Annotated in this window: 25 protein-coding genes, 4 tRNA genes and 1 riboswitch; of the genes, 19 read left to right on the top strand and 10 right to left on the bottom strand. The window is 60.4% G+C overall.

The window, feature by feature from the left end:
• Positions 1–10 precede the first annotated feature (10 nt).
• Positions 11–1,414 carry a PucR family transcriptional regulator gene (locus AC1Z36_RS07860; RefSeq protein WP_483561920.1) on the bottom strand — a complete coding sequence of 468 codons (1,404 nt, stop codon included), beginning with the start codon at positions 1,412–1,414 and terminating at the stop codon, positions 11–13.
• 114 nt (positions 1,415–1,528) lie between these two features.
• Here AC1Z36_RS07860 and AC1Z36_RS07865 point away from each other — a divergent pair, with 114 nt between their 5' ends.
• The 3 genes from AC1Z36_RS07865 (at position 1,529) to gabT (ending at position 4,832) form a co-directional block, all read left to right on the top strand.
• The gene (locus tag AC1Z36_RS07865; RefSeq protein WP_105656903.1) at positions 1,529–3,136 is read left to right on the top strand and encodes a sodium-dependent transporter; all 1,608 of its coding nucleotides are present in this window, start codon (positions 1,529–1,531) and stop codon (positions 3,134–3,136) included.
• A 2-nt stretch (positions 3,137–3,138) separates the two neighbouring features.
• Positions 3,139–3,282, top strand: coding sequence for a methionine/alanine import family NSS transporter small subunit (locus tag AC1Z36_RS07870; protein ID WP_105656902.1), 144 nt, complete (start codon positions 3,139–3,141; stop codon positions 3,280–3,282).
• Between the two features lie 206 nt (positions 3,283–3,488).
• Positions 3,489–4,832, top strand: coding sequence for a 4-aminobutyrate--2-oxoglutarate transaminase (gabT, locus tag AC1Z36_RS07875; protein ID WP_105662539.1), 1,344 nt, complete (start codon positions 3,489–3,491; stop codon positions 4,830–4,832).
• A gap of 94 nt (positions 4,833–4,926) precedes the next feature.
• Here the strand turns inward: gabT and rarD are convergent, their stop codons facing one another.
• A complete protein-coding gene (rarD, locus tag AC1Z36_RS07880; RefSeq protein ID WP_105656900.1) occupies positions 4,927–5,865 on the bottom strand; it encodes an EamA family transporter RarD in 939 nt (312 codons plus the stop codon).
• A 238-nt stretch (positions 5,866–6,103) separates the two neighbouring features.
• Here rarD and htpX point away from each other — a divergent pair, with 238 nt between their 5' ends.
• Both htpX and AC1Z36_RS07890 read left to right on the top strand, forming a co-directional pair.
• Complete coding sequence (gene htpX / locus AC1Z36_RS07885) at positions 6,104–6,982, top strand: zinc metalloprotease HtpX (protein ID WP_105656899.1); 879 nt, start codon at positions 6,104–6,106, stop codon at positions 6,980–6,982.
• Positions 6,983–7,197: 215 nt separating this feature from the next.
• Positions 7,198–7,794, top strand: coding sequence for a hypothetical protein (locus AC1Z36_RS07890; RefSeq protein WP_483561921.1), 597 nt, complete (start codon positions 7,198–7,200; stop codon positions 7,792–7,794).
• 115 nt (positions 7,795–7,909) lie between these two features.
• On the opposite strand, the gene AC1Z36_RS07895 is transcribed toward AC1Z36_RS07890, so the two are convergent.
• Positions 7,910–8,398 (bottom strand): YajQ family cyclic di-GMP-binding protein, encoded by a 489-nt coding sequence (locus AC1Z36_RS07895; RefSeq protein WP_105656897.1) that lies wholly within the window; start codon positions 8,396–8,398, stop codon positions 7,910–7,912.
• A gap of 182 nt (positions 8,399–8,580) precedes the next feature.
• On the opposite strand from AC1Z36_RS07895, the gene AC1Z36_RS07900 reads away from it, so the two are divergent.
• Positions 8,581–8,662: transfer RNA gene (locus AC1Z36_RS07900), tRNA-Tyr, on the top strand.
• Between the two features lie 141 nt (positions 8,663–8,803).
• A complete protein-coding gene (trxA, locus tag AC1Z36_RS07905; protein ID WP_483561922.1) occupies positions 8,804–9,178 on the top strand; it encodes a thioredoxin in 375 nt (124 codons plus the stop codon).
• A gap of 25 nt (positions 9,179–9,203) precedes the next feature.
• Here trxA and AC1Z36_RS07910 read toward each other — a convergent pair whose 3' ends face one another.
• Positions 9,204–10,166 (bottom strand): DNA-3-methyladenine glycosylase family protein, encoded by a 963-nt coding sequence (locus tag AC1Z36_RS07910; RefSeq protein ID WP_483561923.1) that lies wholly within the window; start codon positions 10,164–10,166, stop codon positions 9,204–9,206.
• Positions 10,167–10,305: 139 nt separating this feature from the next.
• Between AC1Z36_RS07910 and AC1Z36_RS07915 the strand changes: the two genes are divergently transcribed.
• Together AC1Z36_RS07915 and AC1Z36_RS07920 are read left to right on the top strand one after the other, a co-directional pair.
• Positions 10,306–11,670, top strand: coding sequence for a pyridoxal-phosphate dependent enzyme (locus AC1Z36_RS07915; RefSeq protein ID WP_105657076.1), 1,365 nt, complete (start codon positions 10,306–10,308; stop codon positions 11,668–11,670).
• Between the two features lie 27 nt (positions 11,671–11,697).
• Positions 11,698–12,855: a cystathionine gamma-synthase gene (locus AC1Z36_RS07920; protein ID WP_400342037.1), complete on the top strand. Its 1,158-nt coding sequence runs from the start codon at positions 11,698–11,700 to the stop codon at positions 12,853–12,855.
• An 88-nt stretch (positions 12,856–12,943) separates the two neighbouring features.
• Here AC1Z36_RS07920 and AC1Z36_RS07925 read toward each other — a convergent pair whose 3' ends face one another.
• On the bottom strand, positions 12,944–13,360 hold the full coding sequence (locus AC1Z36_RS07925; protein WP_133833604.1) for a hypothetical protein: 417 nt from the start codon (positions 13,358–13,360) through the stop codon (positions 12,944–12,946).
• Between the two features lie 308 nt (positions 13,361–13,668).
• On the opposite strand from AC1Z36_RS07925, the gene AC1Z36_RS07930 reads away from it, so the two are divergent.
• The gene (locus AC1Z36_RS07930) at positions 13,669–15,588 is read left to right on the top strand and encodes a DEAD/DEAH box helicase (RefSeq protein WP_105662540.1); all 1,920 of its coding nucleotides are present in this window, start codon (positions 13,669–13,671) and stop codon (positions 15,586–15,588) included.
• A 92-nt stretch (positions 15,589–15,680) separates the two neighbouring features.
• Here the strand turns inward: AC1Z36_RS07930 and thiC are convergent, their stop codons facing one another.
• Together thiC and AC1Z36_RS07940 are read right to left on the bottom strand one after the other, a co-directional pair.
• Positions 15,681–17,423, bottom strand: coding sequence for a phosphomethylpyrimidine synthase ThiC (gene thiC / locus AC1Z36_RS07935; protein WP_105656891.1), 1,743 nt, complete (start codon positions 17,421–17,423; stop codon positions 15,681–15,683).
• Positions 17,420–17,527: riboswitch (TPP riboswitch) on the bottom strand. (Overlaps the previous gene by 4 nt.)
• 273 nt (positions 17,528–17,800) lie before the next feature.
• Positions 17,801–17,872: transfer RNA gene (locus AC1Z36_RS07940), tRNA-Thr, on the bottom strand.
• Positions 17,873–18,405: 533 nt separating this feature from the next.
• Here AC1Z36_RS07940 and AC1Z36_RS07945 point away from each other — a divergent pair.
• Together AC1Z36_RS07945 and AC1Z36_RS07950 are read left to right on the top strand one after the other, a co-directional pair.
• Positions 18,406–18,477: transfer RNA gene (locus AC1Z36_RS07945), tRNA-Thr, on the top strand.
• A 47-nt stretch (positions 18,478–18,524) separates the two neighbouring features.
• Positions 18,525–18,601 (top strand) — tRNA-Met (locus tag AC1Z36_RS07950).
• Positions 18,602–18,683: 82 nt separating this feature from the next.
• On the opposite strand, the gene AC1Z36_RS07955 is transcribed toward AC1Z36_RS07950, so the two are convergent.
• Entirely contained in the window at positions 18,684–19,460 is a 777-nt protein-coding gene (locus AC1Z36_RS07955) for a GTP pyrophosphokinase (RefSeq protein WP_286134123.1), read from the bottom strand.
• A gap of 241 nt (positions 19,461–19,701) precedes the next feature.
• Between AC1Z36_RS07955 and AC1Z36_RS07960 the strand changes: the two genes are divergently transcribed.
• The 7 genes from AC1Z36_RS07960 (at position 19,702) to AC1Z36_RS07990 (ending at position 24,855) form a co-directional block, all read left to right on the top strand.
• Positions 19,702–20,643, top strand: a complete 942-nt coding sequence (locus AC1Z36_RS07960) for a DUF2797 domain-containing protein (RefSeq protein ID WP_105656890.1) — start codon at positions 19,702–19,704, stop codon at positions 20,641–20,643.
• Between the two features lie 87 nt (positions 20,644–20,730).
• On the top strand, positions 20,731–21,006 hold the full coding sequence (locus AC1Z36_RS07965) for a hypothetical protein (RefSeq protein WP_332487064.1): 276 nt from the start codon (positions 20,731–20,733) through the stop codon (positions 21,004–21,006).
• A 101-nt stretch (positions 21,007–21,107) separates the two neighbouring features.
• Complete coding sequence (locus AC1Z36_RS07970; protein WP_105656888.1) at positions 21,108–21,554, top strand: MaoC family dehydratase N-terminal domain-containing protein; 447 nt, start codon at positions 21,108–21,110, stop codon at positions 21,552–21,554.
• Between the two features lie 2 nt (positions 21,555–21,556).
• A complete protein-coding gene (locus AC1Z36_RS07975; RefSeq protein WP_105656887.1) occupies positions 21,557–21,973 on the top strand; it encodes a MaoC family dehydratase in 417 nt (138 codons plus the stop codon).
• A gap of 2 nt (positions 21,974–21,975) precedes the next feature.
• Complete coding sequence (locus AC1Z36_RS07980) at positions 21,976–23,175, top strand: MFS transporter (RefSeq protein WP_105656886.1); 1,200 nt, start codon at positions 21,976–21,978, stop codon at positions 23,173–23,175.
• A 52-nt stretch (positions 23,176–23,227) separates the two neighbouring features.
• On the top strand, positions 23,228–24,289 hold the full coding sequence (locus AC1Z36_RS07985) for a UDP-N-acetylmuramate dehydrogenase (RefSeq protein WP_105661543.1): 1,062 nt from the start codon (positions 23,228–23,230) through the stop codon (positions 24,287–24,289).
• Between the two features lie 206 nt (positions 24,290–24,495).
• Positions 24,496–24,855, top strand: a complete 360-nt coding sequence (locus tag AC1Z36_RS07990) for a GNAT family N-acetyltransferase (RefSeq protein ID WP_105656884.1) — start codon at positions 24,496–24,498, stop codon at positions 24,853–24,855.
• 81 nt (positions 24,856–24,936) lie between these two features.
• Here AC1Z36_RS07990 and asd read toward each other — a convergent pair whose 3' ends face one another.
• Positions 24,937–26,055 carry an aspartate-semialdehyde dehydrogenase gene (gene asd, locus AC1Z36_RS07995; RefSeq protein ID WP_105656883.1) on the bottom strand — a complete coding sequence of 373 codons (1,119 nt, stop codon included), beginning with the start codon at positions 26,053–26,055 and terminating at the stop codon, positions 24,937–24,939.
• A 112-nt stretch (positions 26,056–26,167) separates the two neighbouring features.
• Positions 26,168–26,395 (bottom strand): NF038396 family protein, encoded by a 228-nt coding sequence (locus AC1Z36_RS08000; RefSeq protein WP_105656882.1) that lies wholly within the window; start codon positions 26,393–26,395, stop codon positions 26,168–26,170.
• Between the last annotated feature and the right edge of the window lie 5 nt (positions 26,396–26,400).

Genomic DNA, 26,400 nt, shown 5'->3' on the forward strand with positions numbered 1-26,400 from the left:
CCTATCGAGATTAGCCCAGCTCAAGGGCACTCAACGCGATCCAGAGCTGGACTCGGTCGCTAGTCACATTAGGGTCGTAGCCAGAAAGATCGGAAATCTGCTGGATCCGGTAGCGCACCGTATTGCGGTGCAGGCCCAAGGACTCGGCCACTGCCCCCACCGAGCCATCGCGGTTGAGGTATTCACGCAAGGTCAGCAATAGGTCAGAATCGTGGGAGGCGTCGAATTCCTGCAACGGGCCCAGGGCTTCGATGGCCAAATCCTGCAGCGGAACATCGTGGGCGGCGAGCAAGAGCGAGGTGAGAGAAAGCTTGGTGGGTTCGTTGACCCGCTCTCCGTGGCGCAGGGACTCCAGGGCCTCGAAGTAGCTCCAGCGGATGCCGGTGGTATTCGGGTAGCGCCCGCCGTAGCCCACCCGAGCCGGAAGGCCGGCCGCGAGCAGATACTCATCGAGGTGCTTGATGGACAGCTGCAGCTTGCTGTGCGCGACAACGATCGCCAAGCGGCCATCTATGATGGCTGAGACCTGCGAGGACAGATCTGCGGGCAGTGGCAGAGTTTGCAAACGCTCGACCTGTGATGGAGCCTGCACCAGGATGACTGAGTGCTCACGCTGGGTATTCAAGCCAAGTGCCCCAAGGCGGCCAGCGGCATCGGCGCCAATCAGGGCGCCAGTGGCGAGGTCCTCGAGCACCTGGCCGTTGGCATGGCGCTGCGAGGCGCGCAGGCGGGATTTATTGGCCAGTTCCAGCCCGATCAGCGACTGCGCGTAATCGACTACTGGATGGTGGACATAGGGTTCTGCAATATGCAGGGTGCACTTATCACGCAGGCCCGTGGCCACTGGGCGCTCATTCCAGGAACGTGCAGGGTCATAGTCCCCGCTGATCACTTCGCCGTGCAGGGTCAGCGCTACCTGGGTGCCGAGCATTCGCTCGAGTTCCTCGAGCATGCTGTCCAGATCCGAGGAAAGCAGCGTCTGGGCCAGCTTCTGGTGGGATTTCAACAGACTTTCAACACGCTTGAGATGGTCGGAATTCAGTGCTTCGGCGATTAGCCGGGTAATTGCGGCAAAGGGTATCTGATAGGGCACCTCGAAGACAGGAAGCCCTACTTCGCGGGCGGCTTCAACGGTCGCTTGCGGTACTGAAGCGTGTTCCAGACCTGTACCGAAACCTAAAGCGACGGCATCGTTGGCCGCAAGGACTTTGACGAACTGCCGCTGTGCGGCTTTTGTCTTCTGGCGCACGCCGGTGGTCAACACAATTTCTCGCCCGGTCAGGAACTGCGACGGGTCAAGCAGCTCGGTCACCGCGCCCCAGGTGATGACCATGCCATCGCGGTGGGTGTGTTCAGTCAGCGGTCGAAGATCGAGCTCGTCATGTTCCAGAAGACCGCGTAAACTAATTGCCATATAGCCATTCTAGAGGGATGGCGAAAAGTTCCCGATTTAGCAATATGCTCAAAATGTGGACACGCGACCCCTAGAAATGACCACAATGTGAAAGTTTTGCAGTAGCTTAGACACATGAGCACTCCATCTTCATCACAGGGCGCTCCACTCGCAACCGAGAAGCGTGAGACTTTCAGCTCCCGAAAGTTGTTCATCCTTTCAGCGATTGGTTCGGCCGTTGGTCTGGGAAACATCTGGCGTTTCCCTTACGTCGCCTACGAAAACGGCGGCGGCGCATTCTTGATCCCATACCTGGTCGCAATTCTCTGCGCCGGTATTCCGTTGCTGTTCCTCGACTACTCCATCGGCCACCGCTACCGCGGCTCTGCTCCGCTGGCGTACCGCCGGGCCAACCGCAAGGCCGAGGTCCTGGGCTGGTGGCAGGTACTGATCTGCTTCATCATCGCCATCTACTACGCGGCCATCATTGCGTGGGCGGCCATGTACTGCTGGTTCTCCATCACCAAGGCTTGGGACAAGAACGCCGACGGCGCCGCCGGGTTCTTCATGAACGACTTCCTCAAGGTCTCGGAAAACGTCAACGTCGGCTTCGACTTCGTCGGCAACATCTTCATCCCGATGTTCTTCGTTTGGCTGGTGACCATCGTGATCATGGTCGCCGGTGTGAACAAGGGTATTTCCCGGGCAAACGCCGTCTTCATGCCGCTGCTTATCGTCATGTTCCTGATTCTGGTAGTCCAGTCGGTCTTCCTGCCGGGAGCTATCGATGGCCTGAACGCATTCTTCACCCCTGACTTCGCGGCACTGTCAAACCCTGCGGTGTGGGCTGCAGCCTTCGGGCACATCTTCTTCTCGCTGTCCGTGGCTTTCGGCATCATGGTGACGTACTCGTCGTACATGAAGCGCAAGAGCGATCTGACCGGTTCGGGCTACGTTGTTGCCTTTGCCAACTCAAGCTTCGAACTGCTTGCAGGTATCGGCGTGTTCGCGGCGCTTGGCTTCATGGCCTACAACGCCGGCAGCTCTGTGGACGAAGTTGCCACCTCCGGCATCGGCCTGGCCTTCATTGCCTTCCCGACCATCGTTTCCGAGGCGCCCCTGGGCGCGCTAATCGGTGTGCTGTTCTTCGGTTCGCTGGTCTTCGCTGGCCTGACATCGCTGATTTCCATCCTTGAAGTTATCGTGGCAGCTTTCCAGGACAAGCTGGGCTGGAAGCGTGTTCCGGCGACCCTGGTCGTGGGAATTCCTGTGGCCCTGGTTTCGCTGGTGCTGTTCCCGACCACCACGGGCCTGTATCTGCTGGACACCATGGACGCTTTCGTGAACCAATTCGGCATCCTGGCCTGTGCTTTGGTCATGGTGATCGTCTTCGGTGCAGGCCTGGGCATGCTGCCTAAGCTGGCCAAGCACCTGAACCGCCACAGTTCCATCAAGCTGGGTACCGGTTGGAAGGTCCTGGTTGGCGGCATCGGCCCAGCAGCTTTGGGCTACATGCTGATCAATGAAATCCAGAGCAAGATGGCTGAGTCCTACAGCGGTTACCCGGTTTGGTTCAACGGTGTCTTCGGTTGGGGCATGGCTGGAGCGCTGATTGTTGGCGCAGTCCTGCTGTCGCTGGTTCCATGGAGCAAGAACTCGAAGATCGATGATCCCGAATTCGACCAGCATCGTGCGAATGTCGAGGCGGAAGAAGTTCCTGAAGCTTCCGGAAAGGAATACTAGCCATGAGCGCTATCGCGATTGTCTTCATGATTATTTCCATGCTCACCATCTGGGGCGGCCTGGCGATCTCGTTGATCAGCCTGAACCGCCACCCTGAAAAGCACGACGACGATGTGATCGAGCCAGCTGGCTCGGCAGGCAACTAGAACCTGCAAGCAGCATCTGGATCGAAGGCCTCTTCGTTTCAAGCCCCGGCTTGGAATGAAGAGGCCTTTTCCTGTGCAGATGCACTATGCGACACGAAACGTGTTGTGCCGATCCGCGTAGTGGCCGGGCAGCCGGGAGAATACTCTCTAGTTATAGAGACAACAGGGCCAGTGAGCTCACGAATAAGTTATGGAAGGACAATCACATGGACGTTACCTACCGCATTGACCAGAAGCGCAAGATCAATGGTCCGTTCCCCGGCCCGAAGTCGCAGGAACTGACCGCACGCCGAGCCAAAGCAGTTGCTGCCGGCGTAGCTTCCAGCCTGCCGGTGTACGCGGCAGAGGTTGATGGCGGCATCATTGTCGATGTCGATGGCAACCAGCTGATTGACCTGGGCTCCGGCATTGCCGTAACGACCATTGGCGCCTCGAATCAGGCAGTAGCCAAAGCCGTCGCCGAACAGGCCGCGCGCTTCACCCACACCTGCTTCATGGTCGCTCCGTACGAGAACTACATCGAGCTAGCCGAGAAGCTGGCTGCCATCACTCCGGGCAACTTCGAGAAGCGTGCAGTCTTCTTCAACTCCGGTGCCGAAGCGGTAGAGAACGCCATCAAGGTAGCCCGCATTGCCACCGGCCGCCAGGCAGTAGTCGCCTTCGACCACGCCTACCATGGCCGCACCAACCTCACCATGGGCTTGACCGCCAAGGCCGCCCCATACAAGCGCGGCTTCGGCCCACTGGCACCGGAGATCTACCGCATGCCAATGAGCTACCCATACCGCGAAGAGAACCCGAACATCTCCGGCAAGGAAGCAGCCGAGCGCGCGATCCTGGCCATGGAAAAGCAGATCGGCGGCGACCAGATCGCTGCGATCATCATCGAGCCGATCCAGGGCGAGGGCGGCTTCATCGTTCCGGCCACCGGCTTCCTGCCGCGCATCGCCGAATGGGCCAAGGAAAACGGCATTGTCTTCGTTGCCGACGAAGTCCAGGCAGGCTTCGCACGCTCCGGTGCCTGGTTCGCCTCGGACATCGAAGGCATTGAGCCTGACATCATCACCCTGGCCAAGGGCATCGCCGGCGGCATGCCGCTGTCTGGCATTATCGGCCGTGCCGAACTGCTGGATTCGGTGCACGGTGGCGGCCTGGGCGGCACCTACGGCGGCAACCCGGTTGCTGTGGCCGCGGCTCTGGAATCCATCAAGTTCATGGAAGAGCAGGACTTGGCGGGCCGCGCCCGCGAGATCGAAGAGAAGTTCTTCACCCGCTTCGGTGCGCTGCAGAAGGACATCAAGGAACTGGGCGACATCCGTGGCCGTGGCGGCATGGTCGCAATGGAATTCGTCAAGGCTGGTGGCAAGGAGCCGGACGCCGAGCTGACCAAGGCCATCGCAGCCGAATGCCTGGCCCAGGGCGTCTTGATCCTCACCTGCGGCACCTACGGCAACGTGGTTCGCCTCTTGCCTCCGCTGGTGATCGGCGACGAGCTGCTCGAAGATGCATTCAACGTATTGGAAGATGCGATCCGCAAGGCTGTCGCCTAAGTAGCTCAAAACTGGTCCTAAACGGCGAATGCCTCGAACCTCCCACGGGAGATTCGAGGCATTCGCCGTATCGGCGGTGAGTGCAACCGGGCGTTCAGACCAACTTTTTCGGTTCCGGCATGGAGCCAATGCGTGGAGTTCGCATCATGTCCACGAGCACGAAGAGCACCGCAACCCATACCAAGGCGAAACCAACCCAGCGTTCGAATGGCATGTGCTCGCCAAAGACCAGCAGTCCCAGGATGAACTGCAAGAGCGGGGCGAGGAATTGCAATGAGCCCAAGGTGCTCAAAGGCAGGCGGCGAGCCGCGCCCCCGAAGAGCAAGAGCGGAACGGCGGTGATGATGCCGCTCGCTGCCAAAAGCGAGAGGCCAGGAACATCAGCCGAGAACAGCGCAGACTTCCCGTCAACGGCCAGCCAAACCAGATAGCCGATGGCCAACGGGGTCAGCCAGACGGTTTCAATGGTCAAGGACCCCAGCGCAGTTCCGCTTTGGCCCACTTTGTTCTTCACCAGGCCATAGAAGCCAAAGGAGAAAGCCAAGCCGAGGGAAATCCAAGGGACCTGTCCCAAGCCGATCGTCAAGACAAGTACAGCAACGGTGGCTATGGCAACAGCGATCCATTGCAGCCGACGCAATTTTTCTTTCAGGACGACGACACCCAGAAGGATTGCCACAATTGGGTTGATGAAGTAGCCCAGCGAGGCTTCCAGCACATGTCCGGTCAAGACCGCCAGTGCATAGAGAGTCCAGTTAGCTGCAATCAGAACACTAGCCAGTCCCAACTGCCAGATGGTCTTGGAATCCTTGAACATCGCAAGGAACTGCTTGACCTGGCGCGTGAACGCCAGCAGCAGCAGGCAGAAAACCAGCGAGAAGATCACGCGAACGCCAACGAATTCGAAGGCCGAGATGTCAGGCAGCAATAGGAAGTAAGCCGGGAGCATGCCCCAAATCAGGTACGCGGCGGTGCCTTGGATCAGTCCGTAGCTATGTTCTGAACGGATCGGTTTAGCGGTACTTACGGACATGCAGGACGCACACTTTCAGAAACAAAATGGATGAAGGGAGCGGCCCACCGGGAATTAAGTTGTGGTACCGCATCTTAAAACTACAACGTTCCCGCCGTCTGGATATTCCCCGAGGCCGGCGGTGCCTGCCATTGCACGCGGCACTGTGATATTTTCACCGGAACATAAATGGAATTCCAGTCGTTGACTAGACTAGAGAACACCAACTTGGTTTGCTTCATTGAGGGAGTGCATCGCCGTGCATGGACATAACAACGGACTCAAAACCGCCTTTTTGATGGGCGGAATGTTTGCCCTGCTGCTGGCCATTGGCTCGCTGATATCTGCGGGCACCGGCCGTTCAATGTTCATTTGGATATTTGCCTTGATCGGCCTCGGAACTACTGCCTACAGCTATTGGAATAGCGACAAGCTGGCTCTGCGCTCGATGCACGCCTACCCGGTCAGCGAAGCGGAACAGCCGGGAATGTACCGAATCGTGCGTGAGCTGTCGATGAACGCGCAGCAGCCGATGCCGCGACTGTACGTTTCGCCAACCACTTCGCCGAACGCCTTTGCCACCGGCCGCAACCCGCAGAATTCGGCGGTGTGCTGCACCGAAGGCATCCTGCAGTTGCTGAACGAACGCGAATTGCGCGGGGTGCTGGGCCACGAGCTGATGCATGTCTACAACCGGGACATCCTCACTTCTTCGGTCGCCGCCGCGGTTGCGGGCGTCATCACCTCCGTTGCCCAGTTCCTGATGTTCTTCGGCGGCGGCAACAGCAATGACAACCGCGGGGTGAATCCGATCGCCTTGATTGCCCTTTCCCTGCTGGCGCCACTGGCAGCGTCGATCATCCAGATGGCCGTGAGCCGCACCCGCGAATATGATGCAGACGAGGACGGAGCCAAGCTGACCAATGATCCGCTGGCTTTGGCGAGCGCGCTTCGGAAACTGGAATCGGGGATTACGCAGGCTCCGCTGGCTTCCAATGACCAGAAGCTGGTCAACAGTTCGCACCTGATGATCGCCAATCCATTCGGCTCGCGCCTCAAGCGCATGTTCTCCACCCACCCGCCAATGGAGGATCGCATCGCACGGCTTGAAGCGATGGCTGGCGGACGCGGGTACTAAGTGCCAAACAGCTCCTGGGCTTAAGGCCGCATCTCATATGGAGATGCGGCCTTTAGCTTGTTTTGGGCCTTTCCCGTTGAACTGATAGTTATCGACCCTCCTACTAAAGGATGAGGCGAAGATCTTTGTCTGCCCTAGTCAAGCACGGATAGGCTGATCGTAGCGGCACCGAGGAGAAGACTCCCTGCCGTCTGATGAAGGAGCAAGGAGCAAGGATGCGAGACGACGACGCGGCACTTCTGCCCAGGCTTGGGGATGCCATAGCCGGTCAACTGGCCACCGGAACGGTCAAAGGATTGGCTTGCCTGCTTGTGGCCTGGATTTGCTCATCATGGATTGCCCTCGACACTGCTTTCGGCACATTCGCTATCGCGCTGGCGATCTCGTATCTCCTCTCGGAAATCCTCGGCGCCATCATCGCTCGACCGATTGTCCTGAAAGAACGCCGTCCCAACCCCGGGGGAGTGCTGTACGTCGTCCTTCCATTCGTGGTGTCCATCGTGGTCAGCTTTGCTGCGGCCTATGCAGTTACCAGCTCATTGCGTGACAGCAGTTTTGTGACAGTGCTCGTTGCCGCATGCAACGCCGCTGAGATCCTCTGGATCAAACCATGGGTGCCGGGCCCTTCGCCGGAAGAAATGGCCGCGAAGTTCCATGAATTCAAAGCCATGACCAAGGACCACTTCGCTGATGATGTTGCTGATATCAAGCGGCGGGCCAGGGAAAGGACTCGTGAACAGTACTACGCGAAGAAGGCCCGCGAAGAAGCAAAGTGGCTGAAGAAGCAGAAGCGCGACGAGGATGAGCGCTGATCCTTCCCTGTTCCATGCTCCAGTGGTGCGCAGAATGGCAGCGAGGGCTGTTTCCCATGATGAATGGGAAACAGCCCTCGCTGTGTATCACGTGATTTCTAACGCTGGGTCAGTCCTAGCGGAAGTTCACGAACTGCAGATCCGCTTCTTCGAAGTCGCGCAGCAGAGCCATGGTGGCCTGCAGGTCATCGCGGGACTTGGAAGAGACGCGCAGCTCGTCACCCTGAATGGTTGACTTGATGCCCTTAGGCGCCTCATCGCGAATCAGCTTGTTGATCTTCTTGGCGACATCCTGGGCAATGCCCTCCTTGATGCTTGCCTCGATGCGGTATTCCTTGCCGGATGCAAATGGCTCGCCGGCATCCAATGACTTCAGGGAAATGCCGCGCTTGACCAGCTTGGACTGGAAAACATCCAGTACTGCGTTGACGCGCTCTTCCGAGTTGGCCTTCATCAGGATTTTCTCGCCGCTGAAATCAACTTCAGCGCCAACGCCCTTGAAGTCGTAGCGCTGGGCAATTTCCTTCTGGGCCTGGTTCATCGCGTTGGCGACTTCCTGGCTATCAACCTTGCTTACGACGTCGAATGTGGAATCACTAGCCATGTGAATACTCCTAGTTGAAACGGGTCTGATTCGCTTCATAGCCTACCGGTTTTGCCCCCTGGATTTAGGGTGTGATCAGGCTTACAGCAAAAATGCCCCTCTCGATTTCACAACATCGAAAAACTCCTGTAGAGTTATTTCTCGTTCCGACAAGAGCAAATGTTCTTGAAGCGAACGTACTCGGCAGATTACCCGAGTGGCCAAAGGGGGCTGACTGTAAATCAGCTGGCAACGCCTTCACTGGTTCGAATCCAGTATCTGCCACAAAATAACTCCCGGATCCCAGGATCCGGGAGTTTTTTGCATGCGGAAGGAATGCACGGCAACCCGGATCTTTCCTATTCCCGGTTCCGAACAAGATCACCTTTCTACGTATTTCAAATAAGGATCGGCTACCGTATAACCATGGCAACGAAAAATGTGAGCGAAGACGACTTCGCGAAGTTGATTGAAGACAACGACATCGTCCTCGTGGACTTCTGGGCCGACTGGTGCGGGCCGTGCAAGCAGTTTGCACCGGTTTACGACCAGACCTCGGAAAAGTTCAGCGACGTCGTTTTTGCCAAGGTGGATACCGAAGCTGAGCAGGGCCTGGCACGTGCAGCTAACGTGACCTCGATTCCTACCATCATGGCGTTCCGCGAACAGGTCCTCGTGTTCTCGCAGGCTGGTGCGTTGAACCAGACCCAGCTCGAAGATCTCGTCACCGCGGTCAAGGGCATTGACATGAGCGAAGTGCACAAGCAGATCGCCGAGGAAGCCGCGCAGGCTGAATCCTAAGAACCATTAGAGGCTTCGGGCTCCTTTACCTCCGCCGGTGATCCAGCGGTGCGTAACGGGGCCCGAAGCTTTGTTTTTTCTGCCCCGAAAGTAGCAGCAAGCGCACTACGCGTTGACGGTGCGGGGCGTATGGCGCCAATAGCTCCAGCATCTGCCCATCGCCGATTCGGCAACCGGTAAGCACCTGGCCCACGAAATCAGCCAGATGGAAATCTCCCACCGAAATATGGTCACTGGATCCGTGGGAGCGCTGCAGGGTTTCGGCAATTGTCCAGGGACCAATGCCCGGCACCGAACCCAAGGCGGCTTCCAAGGTGCCCGGAGCCTTGGCGGTGGGCCGTGCATGGTCCATTGGCTTCTCTGCCCACCACTGCAAACTGCCGGCAACCTGCAGCAGGCGTGCCATGGTGTTAGCCCGCTGTCCTTCAACGCGCGCCTTTTGCCAGTCCCAGCGCCTCATCGAGGCTAGCTTTTGCGGTCCGGGGAAAATCATCAGGCCCTCGGGAGCCGGACCCGGAGCCCGCTGTCCCAGGTGGCGGATCAGCCAGCGCCAGGCATAATTCGCTTCAATCCCGGTCACGCGTTGTTCCAGGATCGCGCCAGCAGCGTGCTCGAAGATCCTGCCGGTACTGGGCAGAACGAAATCTGGATGCTCGACGCGGGAACGCGCGATGATTTCCGGGAACTTTCCTTCTTTGATCCTCGCGTCGAAATCGCTCCAGTCATCGAGCGCCCCTAGAAGGTTCGGAGCTGAGCCGATGGCCCAGTGGGCTCCGGGACCCCATGCTCGAAACGTTGCCGGGGCGGTGGGCGCGGGCTTGCTGATTTGCAGCGTGGCATCTCCGAACGGTGTTCCAAAGGCCAGCCATGCTTCGCTCTGGGACAGGCGGATGGTCGGATCTCCCAGTCCCCGGCGCAGGATTCCCAAAGTCTTGAGCAAGGACACGGGGCGGTGCGGATCGTAATCGGCGCTCAACGGCTTCTCCATGAATCGCATCCTATAGCCTCGTGCCTGCAGTAGCTTGCGGCAGGCTTGCCTAGCACTGATGAAAAGTGCCCGTCCACTGCGTGACGTTTCGCTACGTGCCGGAACGACATGTATGACAACCGCCGGTAAAGTTCTTGACATGAAGTATGCGTCCACAGTCCTAGATCTGATCGGCAATACCCCTTTGGTGAAGCTCAATCGAGTCACCGAGGGGATCAAAGCCACTGTATTGGTGAAGCTTGAATACTTGAATCCGGGTGGTTCCATCAAGGACCGCATCGCATTGAAGATGGTCGAGCGCGCCGAAGAATCCGGCCAGCTCAAGCCCGGCGGAACCATCGTGGAACCAACCAGCGGCAACACCGGTGTCGGCTTGGCCATGGTGGGCCAGCTCAAGGGCTACAACACCATCTTCGTCACCCCGGATAAGGTCGGCGAGGAAAAGCGCGACGTACTGCGCGCCTACGGTGCCAAGGTAGTAGTCACCCCAACCGCGGTGGCCCCGGATTCCCCTCAGTCCTACTACGGCGTATCGGACCGCCTGGTTACCGAGATCGACGGCGCCTACAAGCCCGACCAGTTCTCCAACCCGGCAGCACCTGACAGCCACTTCGAAACCACCGGACCGGAAATCTGGAACGACACCGACGGCAAGCTGACCCATGCGGTCATCAGCGCAGGAACCGGCGGCACCATCACCGGCACCGGACGCTACCTCAAGCAGGTTTCCGCCGGCCGCGCCTCGGGCCCGGTCAAGATCATTGCCGCTGACCCGGATGGCTCGGTCTACTCCGGTGGCACCGGACGCCCATACTTCGTCGAGGGCGTCGGTGAAGATATGTGGCCAGGGAACTACGACCCATCCGTGCCGGATGCCGTGGAACCAGTCACCGACGCTGAGGCTTTTGAAATGACCCGCCGGTTGGCCAAGGAAGAAGGCCTGCTGCTGGGCGGTTCTTCGGGCATGGCAGTGGTCGCCGCGCTGCGTGCAGCCAAGGACCTGGGCGAAGACGACATAGTTGTCGTGATCGCCCCGGATGGCGGCCGCGGCTACCTGGCCAAGATCTTCAACGACCAGTGGATGCTGGACCAGGGCTTCACCACCGATGAATACTCCGCCTTGGACTTCATCGGCGCGGCACTTGCCAAGCAGGGCACCACCACGGTGGCTTTGGATACAACCCTGGCCGAAGCGGCCAAGGCACTGCGCGAGCAGGGCGATGACGCACTGGTCGTGTCCACTTCGCCGCTGCCAGCGCGTATCGGCGAGATCCGCGGTGTCATTGGCGCGGGGGACATTACCGACGCACTGCTGGCTGGCGCAGAACCAACCAGTACGCTGGCAGACCTGGGCGACTTGGCCAAGCCATTCATCGGCACCGCAGACACCCCGGAACATGCACAGGAACTGCTCAAGAGCCACCCGGCCGTACTGCTGACCAAGGGCGGCGAAGTGATCGCCGCGGCTACCGCAGCCGATCTCTTGGCCTACTCCACCCGCTAGAGACAACACCTCAAAGGATTGATATCGATGACTGAAAACCATCAGGGAGCAAACACCCGCTTTGTCCATGCGGGCCAGGAATTCGAACCGGTCACCGGCGCGGTAGTTCCGCCGCTGCACTTCTCCTCGACCTACGCGCAGGACGGCATTGGCGGCCTGCGCAACGGCTACGAGTACGGCCGCGGCACCAACCCGACCCGCGACGCGCTGCAGGCGCAGCTGGCCGGCGCAGAATTCGGCACCCACGCCTTCTCCTTCAGCTCCGGCCTGGCCGCCGAGGACTCGCTGATCCGTGCGATCCTGCGTCCGGGCGATCACATTGTGCTGGGCAACGACGCCTACGGTGGAACCTTCCGCCTGATTGACCGTGTGCTGGGCGACTGGGGCATCGGCAACACCCCGGTGAACATGGCTGACGAAGCAGCCCTGGCTGCCGCTATCGAAAAGAACAAGGCCAAGCTCGTGTGGGTTGAAACCCCTTCGAACCCGATGATGACCATCACCGACATCGCCAAGGTCGCTGAAATCGCCCATGCTGCCGGCGCATTGCTGGTCGTGGACAACACCTTCGCCAGCCCATTCCTGCAGCAGCCGCTGACCCTGGGTGCTGACATCGTGGTCCACTCGACCACCAAGTACATCGGCGGCCACTCCGATGTGGTGGGCGGTGCGGTGATCGTCAAGGATGCGCAGCTGGCAGAAAAGATCGGCTTCATCCAGTTCGCTGTGGGCGCCGTCTCGGGCCCGATGGACGCCTTCTTGACCACCCGCGGCCTGAAGACCCTGGGCGTTCGCATGCGCGCCCACTCGGAGAACGCCGCACAGGTTGCCGGGTGGCTGCGTGAGCGCAGCGAAGTCGAGCGCGTGCTCTACCCGGGCTTCGAAGACCACCCGGGCCACGAGATTGCCAAGAAGCAGATGTCCGGCTTCGGCGGCATGGTGTCCGTCCAGTTCAAGGGCGGAGAATCAGCGGCCCGCAAGATTGCCGAGAGCACCAAGCTATTCACCCTGGCAGAATCCCTGGGCGGCATCGAATCGCTGATGAACTACCCGTCGGAGATGACCCACGCTTCAGTGAAGGGTACCGAGCTGGCGGTTCCGGTGAACCTGTTGCGCCTGTCCGTTGGCATCGAGGACCCTGCGGATTTGATTGAAGACCTGGATAAGGCCTTCGCCAACCTGTAAGAACCAAGCGCAAAGGACCTGGGTTCCGCTGCCCGCAAAGGGCAACGGAACCCAGGTCCTTGGTGCTTTGAACGAAGTTCCGGATCGGCTACCGGCGGCGCTTGGCCGGTTTGGGATCCACGATCTTGAAATACCTGTTGCTCGCTGGCATCCACATCAAGGCCACGCTGAACATGATGATGGCCGCCAACAGCGAATAGCGGCCGAATCGCAGCAACAGCGGCAGCGCGGTAATCAGGCCCAACCAGGACAGCTGGGCGCGCGCGGCCCGGTCCCCGGTGAATAAGCGGTAACCCAGCACACAGCAGGCAAGGCCGGCAGCGGCGAAAAAGATCATCAGCGCAATGGCTCCGAAATCCAGCGCGGAATCCTGGATATGCTCGTAAGCCAGGAAGCCTCCGAAGCCGAGAAAAAGCACTCCGGCTAGGAGCCATAGCATTTGGGCGATGAACAATCCGCCTGGGGTGGGCTCATCTGGACGTCGCGGAAAAAGTGGTTTCTTCACGTTCTCAACCCTACGTGCTTTGGTGCGGTGCCCGATCTCACACGCTCTCGACACTGACAATAGTGGCCTGTTCAAGCTAGCATTAAGTGTTCGCGAACATCAGGGTATCCCTCTCGCATCCAGCCCAATTTTTGAGGCCGGAGCCTTCTCGTGTTGTATTTTCCGCAAAGTGTGTGCGGGTCTTTATGTCATAGGGGAGCGCTTGATGAGCGTGACTTGTATCTGACTGTGCAGCCTATACGTCGTTTCTTTGGGGACGGCCAAGGCCTATCCCCTAACGAATGAGGTAATTCTTCGTGTCTTCTGACATGCCCGTAAACACCGACGACAACCAGACCCCGGAAGAGCCAACCGTGCTCTTCTCCGAACTTGGCCTGGATGCCCGCGTGCTTGCATCGCTTGCCGACCTTGGCTACGAAAAGCCATCGCCAATCCAGGCAGCGACCATTCCACTGCTTCTCGAAGGCCGCGACGTTGTCGGCCTGGCCCAGACCGGTACCGGCAAGACCGCTGCTTTCGCGCTTCCTGCCCTGTCCCGCATGGCAGAGCTGGCTGACACCAATGGTCCAGCCAAGACCCCGCAGATCCTGGTTCTGGCTCCAACCCGCGAGCTGGCCCTCCAGGTCGCCGAAGCCTTCACTTCCTACGCCAAGTACCTGCCGAACTTCACCGTTCTGCCAGTGTACGGCGGCTCGCCATACGGCCCGCAGCTCAACGGCTTGCGCCGTGGCGCCCAGGTAGTCGTTGGTACCCCAGGTCGCGTTATCGACCACATCAACAAGGGTTCCTTGGACCTGTCGAACCTGCAGTACGTTGTCCTTGATGAGGCCGACGAAATGCTGCGCATGGGCTTCGCCGAAGAGGTCGACAAGATCTTGGAAGCTACCCCGGAGGACAAGCAGGTTGCCCTGTTCTCGGCAACCATGCCACGCACCATCCGCCGCATCGCTTCGGAATACCTGCGCAACCCGCAGGAAGTTGCCGTGAAGTCCAAGCAGTCCACCGGCACCAACATCACCCAGCGCTACCTGCAGGTCATGGGCGCCCACAAGCTGGACGCCATGACCCGCATCCTGGAATCCGAGTCGTTCGAAGGCGTTATCACCTTCGTCCGCACCAAGATGGCTACCGAGGACCTGGCCGACAAGCTGAAGGCCCGCGGCTTCACCGCGGCTGCCATCAACGGCGACATCCCTCAGCAGCAGCGTGAGCGCACCGTGGAAAACCTGCGCTCGGGCAAGATCGATATCCTGGTTGCTACCGACGTGGCAGCTCGTGGCTTGGACGTTGAGCGTATTTCGCACGTTATCAACTTCGACATCCCGCATGACACCGAGTCCTACGTGCACCGCATTGGCCGTACCGGCCGTGCTGGCCGCTCGGGCGACGCGATCCTGTTCATGACCCCGCGCGAGAAGTACTTGCTGCGTGCCATCGAGAAGGCTACCCGCCAGCCGGTGACCCAGATGCAGCTGCCTTCGCTGGATTCGGTCAATGACCGTCGTATCCAGAAGTTCACCGATCGCATCGACAAGACCATCAGCGGCCAGGACCTGACCACCTTCCGCGAAATCGTGGAGAAGTTCGCTTCCGAGCACGAAGACCTGGACCAGCTGGAAATCGCAGCTGCACTGGCTCTGATGGCCCAGGGCGGCCGCCCGCTGCTGATGACCGAACCAGTCATGTCCCCTTCGAAGAAGGCACGCATGGATCGCCCAGAGCGCGGCGAGCGTAGCGAACGCGGTGACCGTGGCGATCGCGGTCCACGTGCCCGCAAGACCGCTGCCGAAGGCAACGCCATGTACCGTCTGGCCGTAGGCCGACGCAACCGCGTGCAGCCGGGCTCGATCGTTGGCGCACTGGCCAACGAGGGCGGCTTCGATTCTTCGGAAATCGGCGGCATCGAGATCCGTTCAGACCACACCCTGGTCGAGCTGCCAGCAGAGCTGAGCAAGGACCAGTGGCGTGCACTGTCCAAGACCCGCATCGGCGGCGAAGCCATCGAGCTCGAGCTCGACAATGGCCGCAGCCCGCGCCGTGACGACGAAGGCGACCGCGGTGGCTTCCGTGGCGGCCGTGGTGGTGGCTTCGGCGGCGGACGCAGTGGCGGCCGTGGCGGTTTCGGTGGCGGACGCGGCGGCGGACGTGGCGGCTTCGGCGGCGGCGGACGCGGCGGCAAGGATCGCTTCAGCGACTCGGGCCGCAGCGGTGGACGTCGCGACTACTAAGCCAGTCGCACGCAGCTGAACAGCATTGAATAACGCCCTTGGGGCAAGCCGAAAGCTTGCCCCAAGGGCGTTTTTCGTGCGCCGCAGGCTATTTACGGAGCAGGAGTTCCCACCGGGATCCCGTCCCCGAGATAGACCGTGCCGCCGCTTTCCAGGAACTGCTTGCTTTTCTGCGCCATCCCGGCCAATGCGGCTTGCGCCTCGGCCGAGCCGTACTCGTCGCGGATATCCTGGGAGATGCGCATGGAGCAGAACTTCGGCCCGCACATGGAGCAGAAGTGGGCGGTCTTGGCCGGCTCGGCCGGCAAGGTCTCATCATGGAATTCCTGTGCGGTGACCGGGTCAAGGGACAACGCGAACTGGTCATTCCAGCGGAATTCGAAGCGCGCCTTGCTCAGCGCATCATCCCGCGCTGTGGCACCCGGGTGGCCCTTGGCCAGATCGGCGGCGTGCGCAGCGATCTTGTAGGTGATCACCCCGGTCTTCACATCATCCCGGTTGGGCAGTCCCAGATGCTCCTTGGGGGTGACGTAGCAGAGCATCGCGGTCCCGTACCGTGCGATCTCCGTGGCGCCAATGGCGCTGGTGATGTGGTCGTAGCCCGGGGCGATGTCGGTGACCAGCGGGCCCAGGGTATAGAACGGCGCCCCGTCGCACAGCTGCTGCTGGCGTTCCACATTCTCGCGCACCAGATGGAACGGGATATGCCCCGGGCCTTCGACCATCACCTGCACATCGTACTTCCAGGCGCGCTTGGTCAGCTCGGCCAGGGTGTCCAGCTCGGCGAACTGGGCGGCGTCGTTCGCATCTGCGATGGAGCCCGGGCGCAGCCCGTCGCCCAGCGAGAAGGCCACGTCGTACTGCGCGAAGATCTCGCACAGCTGATCGAAGTGGGTGTAGAGGAAATTCTCCTGGTGGTGCGCCAAGCACCAGCCGGCCATGATGGACCCGCCACGCGAGACCATGCCGGTGACCCGGTTGGCGGTCAGCGGGATGTAGCGCAGCAGCACCCCGGCGTGGATGGTCATGTAGTCCACGCCCTGCTCGCACTGCTCAATGACGGTGTCGCGGAAGATCTCCCAGGTCAGTTCGTTGGCTTCGCCGTTGACCTTCTCCAACGCCTGGTAGATCGGCACGGTGCCGATGGGGACCGGGGAGTTGCGGATGATCCACTCGCGGGTGGTGTGGATGTCATCTCCGGTGGACAGGTCCATTACCGTGTCCGCGCCCCATTTGGCCGCCCACTGGAGCTTGGAGACTTCTTCTGCGATGGAGCTGGTCACCGCCGAGTTGCCGATATTCGCATTGATCTTGACCAGGAACGCCTTGCCGATGATCATCGGCTCGGATTCCGGGTGGTTGATGTTCGCCGGGATGATGGCTCGCCCGGCCGCGAGCTCGCTGCGCACCAGCTCGACATCGCATTCCTCGCGCAGGGCCACATAGCGCATTTCCGGGGTGATGATCCCGGCACGCGCATAGTGCATCTGCGTCACGCGGGCTCCGCCAACGGCCCGCAGTGGCGGGGCTGAGCGTCCGGCCCATTCCGCGCTGGCCGTGCCGCGGCGGACCGCTGAGCGTCCGTCGTCGTGCAGGTTGCGTTCGCGGCCTGCATAGGTTTCCACGTCCCCGCGTTCCAGGATCCACCGCTCGCGGAAGGGTTGCAGGCCTTGGGTGGGCTCGCTTCCCGGTCCGCTGGTGCGATATACCGCCAGCGGCTCGTTGGGCTGTCCATTGGGGGAGTCTGCCAATTGGATCTGCGTGACGGGAACAGAAATTCCCGCAGATTCACGGTAGGCAAGGGTGTGGGCAGGGTGCTGTTCAATTTGTTCCACTGGGGAAACTCACTTCCTTCGCCGGCATTACCCGGACAGGTTCAACGGTCGCGGACGGCGATAGCCCGATCTCAGCCCTTGCCAGGGCACCCGTGTGGTCGCGAACAACTTAGCACGCTTGCGAGGAGAAAACGCAAACCCAGTGGTCAGGGCCTGACATCAAGGAAGTGGGAAGGGCCGGCTGTGGCGGGCCAGGATGCTTTTCATTGGCCGGAGACTCTTGCCGGGGGCACCTGGAATCCGGGGCGCAAGACGCGGCCGATAGCCGGTGCTGCAGCTTGGGGTGCGCCTTGGGCCATGCTCGCAGTGGCTACACGGCATCTGCGGGATAAACGAAAAGAGAGGCAATCTGGAACCAGATTGCCTCTCTTATTTCGAGCCCCCTGCCGGAATCGATCCGGCGACCTCGTTCTTACCAAGAACGCGCTCTACCACTGAGCTAAGGGGGCAACAGGTAAATACTTTACACAGGTTTTTGAGGTTTGCAAAATCCGTCGGGAATTTGTTGCTGAGGTCACAATATTCCTACTCAAGACCGGAATGGGCGGCAAGGAGCTGTTGCCTTCCTGGCGGTTTCCAGCACCCCGGTTCACGGCCCGGGATCCAGCTGCCGGGCACCGGAGCCGTGCCTGGGCGCCTGGGTGGATCGGGTGTTGCCCAAGTGCCGCTCGGTCAGGGGTTCTGGAGTGGGAAAAGGTGTCAGCGTTCCGAAGTTCCAAGCGGGGTAATTCGATGCTTGGCCACCGGGGATGATCCGCGGGATTCTATCCTGCGCGTCATGGCAAATCCGCGATTGACCGCGAGGAGCACTCTCGTGAGCATCGTCACCAGGGCACTTTTTGTCCCACCCTTCGTCCCCGGGGTAGCGAGTAAGAGGATAAATAGTCATTGACTAGTGGTTTTACAGAATTCTCCTGGTCTTTTCCGGGGTGATCCGCCGATTTTTCTTTGCCGGGAAATCCGTGTAGAGTATTTACTCGTTGCCCCCTTAGCTCAGTGGTAGAGCGCGTTCTTGGTAAGAACGAGGTCGCCGGATCGATTCCGGCAGGGGGCTCTGAGTGAGAAGCATTCTTGGCTTCTACTGGATTGCTTCTCACTTGTGGCGGCGTAGCTCAGCTGGTTAGAGCGCACGACTCATAATCGTGAGGTCCCGGGATCGAGTCCCGGCGCCGCTACCAAATCAAAGATCCTCGGCCTCGGCCGAGGATCTTTTTTGGTTTCCGGCCCCGAAGCAGCATTGTCCTTCGAGGGCATGAACGGCTAGTGATCCAAGTCCTTCTCCTGGTTCCCGTCCTTGGCTTGCTGAGCCAGCGACAGCAGCCCCTGGATCGCTGTCGTATCGAAATCCGCCTCTTGGCTCGGTGCCTGATTGGCATCATGGCCGTGGACTTCGGTATGCAAGCGCTGCATCTGCATGTCGAGTTTCGTCGCCATGGCCGCCGCGTCGGCAAGCTCTTGCACTAGATGTTCTGGAACTTCGCCCTCGTACTTGTAGAAGATCTTATGTTCCAGGCTTGCCCAGAAATCCTGGGCAATGGTACGGATCTGCAGCTCCACCACGACATCGACCGGGCCATCGGATAAGTAGACCGGGATCTGCACGATCGCATGGACACTTTTATAGCCGTTGGGCTTCGGGTTCTTGATGTAGTCCTTGATTTGGAGGACCTTCAGGTCATTCTGCGAGGTTAGCGTGTTCAGAACCTTGTAGATGTCCTTGACGAAACTGCAGGTAATGCGCACGCCGGCAATGTCGCTGATGTTCTCGCGAATGGCCGGCAGGGACGGGGAGATGTTCCGGCGGGAGACCTTGCGCATGATGCTCTCCGGAGTTTTCACCCGGGAAGTGACGTGCTCAATTGGATTGTAATTGTGCAAATACAAGAACTCTTCACGCAAGATCGAGACCTTGGTCAGCACCTCGTCCACCGCAAACTGGTACTCCATCATGAAACGCTGGAAATCATGGCGGAAAGCCTGCGTCAATCGCTGCAGCTCGGCCGGCGAAGGGGCGGTCTCGGCAGCTGCGATGGCCACTGCACGAGTCTTGTCATCAAATGGGACAGAAATCCTGGATCACCTCAGCAGATTATGGCCCGGCCCGCGGTACGGTTCCGGTGCAGTTCCAGCCTAAGGGCTTCTCCTAGGAATTAGGCCAGAACGAATCGGGAATTCGTCCAGCAAACTTTCGGGCTGCAGGCGCCGGCCAACCTGCCTTGCAGGAGCTAGCCATGTCCGGTGAACTATCGTTGAAGAGGTAACTTCGAGGAAGGCATCGATGGAATTCGCCAGCGACCACCGGCAGCTCTGCCACGGCATCAGCTTCTCAGAGCATGAACGCGCCCCCATGCTCCGGCTTAGGCAAGCGGAAAAATGGAGCACCGAATACCTGGAAGCCAACCGTTCCCTAAGCTTGCGCATCGGCGAACTGAAATTCTGCCTGGGCTACATCACGATGAACAGCGATGGCTCTCGCAACACCTTGCCTTGCCCGAAGAACAAAGCGCTGCGTACCGGAACCCAGTGCGAACGCTGCCACCGGCTGGATCATTCGAAGTTCATGCATCATTTCCACAAGACCGGCGAAGCCCCGGAAGGCATGCGCAAGTACCTGGAGCAGCCGCACTTCTTGTATGTCGCAAGCTTCGCCCATGGGGCGACCAAAGTCGGTACCACCTCAACCCAGAGCAAATGGACTCGCTTGGCGCAGCAGGGAGCGGTCATTGCCCGCTATATTGCCCGCGCCGCTGATGGAGCCGCTATTCGAGTGCTCGAAGACCTTGTCACTGAACACGTGGGCCTGAGCCAGCAAGTCCGGCAGAAGTCCAAGATCAAGGGACTGGCCAGCTGGGAACTGGACTACGCCCAGCTGGACCAGATCAACTCCGAAGCGGCAAGCCGGGCCCGGTCCTTCCTTGGCGCCCAGCGGGGCTTGGAAACCTACGGCGTGCAGCTGCGCGACGAGCTGTGGGAACAACCGGCCTTCGCCCGCCCGGTAGTAGACGCCTGGGATACCCATGCGCTGCATGCCTGGAATACCGCGCTGGGCGGGAACACCGTGAATCTGCGCATCCGCGGCGTGCTGGGGCAAAGCATCCTCGCAGACAGCGGCGAAGGCACCACCGTGCGCCTGCTGGATGCCGCCGAGTTGAAGACCCGCGAGGTCGCCATCGTGGAGAACTGCGCAGATTTCAGGGAAGAGCAATCCGCCCTGTTCTGAATCAGGCCCAGCGTTGTCGGGGGAGTCACGGGGAAATGCCCCGGCCTCAATGAGCGGACACAGCCGGAGCTGAACTAGACTTGAACCATGACCAACACTCCTTGGGAATCGGCCTCATCACGCTATAAGAAGCTCGTCTTCGCTGCCATGGGCATCATGGGCGCAGGCATCATCTTGGCCATCATCGGCGCCAACATTCCATCGCTGCCAACGGTCTACACAGCAATCGGCATCATGGTCATCGGCATGCTCTGCCACATCGCCGGACTGGTTGTCCGCGCCAGGGATGCGCGCCAGTGGCGCATTGCCAATGGCCTGGCGGCCCCTCGAGCCAAGAAGCGCCCGGCGGACGGGCAGGACTAGGGCTCCGCAAGAATTCCACCGTGTGACCGCTTGGCTGCGCCCGGGTCCCGTATCCGGCGGCAGCCTCGCCTGGCCACTTCCAACAACGTTCAGGAGAATCCATGGGCATCAACCCCGACCTGGTAGGGCGCATCTACCCTGCCGGCGAGTCCTACCAGGTAGGCCGCGAAAAGATCCGCGAATTCGCCAAGGCCACCAAGGCCGCCAACCAGGCGCACTACGATGTGCAGGCCGCTCGCGAGCTGGGCTATAGCGATGTCGTTGCCCCTCCGACCTTCGCGATCATCATCGCCCAGCGCGCTGACGCGCAGCTGATTGCCGACCCTGCCAGCGGCATCGACTTCTCCCGCGTGGTGCACGCCGACCAGCGCTTCACCCATCACCGTCCGATCGTTGCCGGCGATGAACTGCTTGCCGAGCTCTACGTGGACCAGGTCCGTGAAATGGGTGCCGGTGCCATGATCACCACCCGCGCGGAAATAACCACCGTGGCCGGCGAGAAGATCGCAACCACCGTTTCATCGCTACTGGTACGAGCTGAGGACTAAGCATGATTGAATTCGAAAGCCTCGAAAAGGGCCAGGTCATTGGCTCGCACACGGTGCAGGTCAACCGCGCGGACCTCGTCCGCTATGCAGGTGCCTCGGGCGACTTCAACCCGATTCACTGGAATGAGCGCTTCGCCAAGGAAGTGGAACTGCCATCGGTGATCGCCCACGGCATGTTCACCATGGGATCGGTCATCGACCTGGTCTCCCAGTGGGTCGGCAACCCGGGAGCCATCATCGACTACCAGACCCGCTTCACCAAGCCGGTAGTCGTCGAAGATCCCGAAGGTACCACCATTTCGGTGGAGGGCAAGGTCGGCGCCTTGGACTCCGAAGCCCGCACCGCCCGCATCGATCTGGCAGTCTCGGCCCATGACAGCAAGGTACTGCTCAAGTGCCAAGCCGTGGTGCAGCTCTAGGCATGCAACTTCCCGGTGAAGCGCAGAGGCCTGTAACCCAGTGGCGCAACGCGCTGATGGCCGCCTACCTGGCCAGCGGCCTGCTGATCTCGGCCCTGGTTTCGCGCTTGCCCGCAGTGCGTGATGCCCTGCAGCTGGACCACGCCAGCGTTGGACTGCTGCTGCTGTGCATGAGTGCAGGATCCTTCCTGTCCGTCTCGGTCTCAGGACAACTGGTTCTGCGCCTTGGGGCCACCCGCGTCATGCGCATCGCCGCGACAATAGCCGGCTGTTCACTCATTCTTGTAGGCGTGGGCGCAGGAATCTTTGGCAGCGCCCTGATCTGCGGCATCTTCCTCTTCGCCCAGGGCCTGGGGACCGCATCATGGAATGTCGCCTCCAATGTCCAAGGCGCGGCCATGGAACGCGCCTTGGGCAAGAGCATCATGCCCGCCCTGCACGGTTTCTTCTCCATCGGCACCGTGATCGGTGCCGGCGCTGGTGCGCTAGGTGCCCGACTGCAGATCCCGTTGCAGTACCACTACGGCTTCATGGGCCTGGTTATCGTCTTCACCGTGCTCTACAGTGCCCGATTCTACGGAGAAGACTACAGCCGGACCCCGCGCACCAGCAGCGGGACCTCGCTGAAGAAGGCATGGACCGAACCGCAGACCGTCCTCTTGGGCGTTCTGGTTCTGGGCATGGCCCTGGCTGAAGGCGCAGCCGGCGACTGGGTGGCCATGGCACTGGTGGATGGATACCACACGAAGGAAGGCGTGGGAGCCATCGGCTACGGCGTCTTCGTTACCGCCATGACCCTGACCCGGCTGCTGTCCGGCGATCTGATCTTGCGCCTGGGCCGCGTCGTCATGATCCGGGCCAGCGCCATCAGCGCCCTGGTCGGGGTACTGCTCTTCGCCTTTGGCAACAACCTGCCGCTGGCCTTCGTGGCCTTGGCCATCTGGGGCATGGGAGTGGCCCTGACCTTCCCGCTGGCCATGAGCGCGGCATCGGATGATCCTGTTCATGCCGCGACCCGCGTCTCGGTAGTGTCCACCATCGGCTACGGCGCCTTCCTCGGTGGCCCGCCGCTTTTGGGACTGCTGGCTGAAGTCATCGGCCTGCTCCCTGCTTTGGGTTCCATTTCCATCCTGGTGGTCGTGGCCTTCTGCTTGTCCTCTAATGCCGCCGGAAACCGTACCGGCGGCGCAGGCAAAGCGTAGAACGCCGGCCGGCCGCACCTATTCGTTCCCATACGGAAAGTAAACTGAAGCAATGCTGAAGAATCTGACCACGACCCACGTTGGTGGGCCAGCCCAGCAATTGGTGACCGCTACCAGCGAAGCTGAACTGGCTCAAGCCGTTGCGGCAGCAGACACCGCAGGGCACGACGTTCTGCTCATTGGCGGGGGTTCCAACCTGGTGATCTCCGACGAGGGGTACCCGGGCGTCGCAGTGCAGATCGCCACCCGCGGACTGCACCTGGACGAGCAGCCTAATGGCAAGGTGCTGCTGCGCGCTGCCGCCGGCGAGAACTGGGACACGACCGTTGAATACAGCCTGGCTGAGGGCCTGAGCGGACTGGAAGCGCTCTCGGGCATCCCCGGGTGCACCGGTGCCACTCCGGTGCAGAACGTCGGGGCCTACGGGGCAGACATTTCCCAGACCCTGGCGTGGGTGCGTGCCTACGACCGCCAGAGCAACCAGGTACTCAAGCTGGATAACTCCGAGCTTGGTTTCGCCTACCGCGATTCGGTCATCAAGCGCACGAGCACCAACGGATCCCCACGCTACGTGGTCCTGGAAGTGGCCTTCCTGCTGACCCGTGAAAATGAATCGGCTCCTATCCGCTATGCAGAGCTGGCCCGCCGGCTCGGAGTCGAAGCTGGCGAACGCGCCGACGCACTCGAAGTGCGCCAGACCGTTCTGGACTTGCGTCGTTCCAAGGGCATGGTCTTTGATGCCAGGGATGCCGACTCGCACTCCACGGGTTCCTTCTTCACCAACCCCATCGTTGAATCCAGCGTCATGGGCAAGCTTCCCGAGAACGCTCCGAGCTACCCGGCGGAACAAGCTGGCTTCCTCAAGCTGTCCGCCGCGTGGCTCATCGACCAGGCCGGTTTCGGCAAGGGCTACGGCTTGGAGGGGACCGAGGGGTTCGCGCTCGCTGGCGGCCGAGCGTCCCTGTCCACCAAGCACACACTGGCCATCACCAACCGCGGGGAAGCCACCGCCCAGGACATTGTGGCCATTGCGCGGGCAGTTCGCGCCGGCGTGCAGCAGCGTTTTGGCATTGAACTGGTCAATGAGCCGTTGCTGATCGGCCTAGCTTTCTAAGCGAGCAGCATGCCAGCCATCGCCGGAACACGGGAGGAAAACAAGGGTGCACTTGTCATTTCGAAAGCTCGGGCTGGAGGATATCGACCTGCTGGAAGCGAACTTCCAATCCGTGCAGGGTGCCGGTGAAGCCCAGTGGTTCGGCTTCTGGGATACGAACAAGCTGCGCGCCCGTGTCGGCCAGGACCAGTTGATCGGCAACGCCGATGGCGCGCTGGCAGTCTGCTTGGGGGCAAATAATCGGCAAAGTCGATTGGTTCACCGTTTCGTCGTGGGGTCGGGCCAACACCTCGGCCTGCTGGGAAGTCGCCATCGGCATCTTTGCCCAGTACCGCGGCCAGGGCCATGGCACGCAGGGGCAGAAGATGCTCGTCGACTACTTGTTCACCCACTACCCCCGTCATCGGATCCAGGCTACGACAGCCGCAGAAAATGCGGCTGAGCAGAAGTGCCTGGAGAAGCTGGGGTTCACCCGCGAGGGTGTCATCCGCCAAGCGCAGTGGCGCGCCGGTGCGTGGCACGACCAGCTGATCTATTCAGTACTCCGGGATGAGTGGGCCCACTAGAGCTCATCCGCAGGGGAAATGGCCAAGCCCAGAACAGAAATTTCTATTCTGGGCTTGGCCATGGCTTTGCCTCGGAGGTGCCTAGAGGCGGCCCTGGGCGATAGCGAGCATGCGGCGCAGCGGCTCGGCAGCGCCCCACAGCAGCTGGTCTCCAACGGTAAAGGCCGAGATGTACTCAGGACCCATTTCCAGCTTGCGGATACGGCCGACCGGGATATCCAAGGTACCGGACGCCGCGACCGGAGTCAGCTGGTCCATGGTGGCTTCCTTCTCGTTGGGAACGACCTTGGCCCACTGGTTGTCTGCTGAGAGCAGCGACTCGATTTCGGAGATCGGCAGGTCTTCCTTCAGCTTCAGCGTCAGTGCCTGCGAGTGCGAGCGCATGGCACCGATGCGGACGCACAGGCCGTCCATGATGATCTGCTTGTCGCCGGGGGTCTGCAGGATCTTGTTGGTCTCAACGCCTGCCTTCCACTCTTCGCGGGACTGGCCGTTGCCCAAATCAGCGTCGATCCATGGGATCAGCGAGCCGCCCAGTGGTACGCCGAATTGCGCGGCATCCAGGTTTCCGCGCTGGGTTTCCAGGACCTTGCGGTCGATTTCCAGGATGGCGCTGGCTGGATCAGCCAACTCGCTGCCCACCGACGCATTGATGTCGCCGAACTGGGTGAGCAGTTCGCGCATATGGCGTGCGCCGCCGCCGGAAGCGGCCTGGTAGGTCATCGCGGTGCCCCACTCGACCAAGTTGTTCTTGAATAGCCCGCCCAAGCCCATGAGCATGCACGAGACGGTGCAGTTGCCGCCGATGTAGTCCTTGACGCCAGAGGCCAGGGATTCATCGATCACGGCTCGGTTGACCGGGTCCAAAACGATGACCGAATCATCATTCATGCGCAGCGAGGACGCCGCATCGATCCACAGGCCGTCCCAGCCGGACTTGCGAAGCTCGGTGTGGACCTTGGTCGTGTAGTCCCCGCCCTGGGCAGTGACGATGATCGGCAACTTGGACAGCGTTTCAATATCGAACGCGTCCTGCAGCGGCCCAGCACCCTCAGCAAATGCCGGGGCGTTGCCGCCGGCATTGGAAGTCGAGAAAAATACCGGGTCAATCTGGGCGAAATCGCCCTCGTCGAGCATGCGCTGCATCAGCACGGAACCAACCATGCCTCGGTAACCTACAAAACCAACAGATGAAGTCATGTATCCATGGTAGGGGCGTTTATCCGGCAGAGCCCGGTTCGTTACACCAGTTAAAGCAGAATCACACCCAAGCCCCAGCAGGGTTCAGGTGTGACTCGGTGCAGCGAAAGTTTTACTTTTCCTCAAGCAGCAGCTTGCGGTTCTTGATCGCCCACATGGCGGAGAAGATAAAGATCTGCGTCGGGACCAGCAGCATGATCAGGCCGAATACCTTGTGGCCGCCGAGAACCATGAAGAAGCCGAGTACGGCCACCACCAAGGCCAGCAGCGGGAAGAGCATGTATCCGAGAATGAAGAGTGCTTCGGGGTGCTGCTTGAGCTCTCCGATGTATTTTTTCATGGTCG

This window comes from Glutamicibacter sp. BS14 (assembly GCF_056934375.1).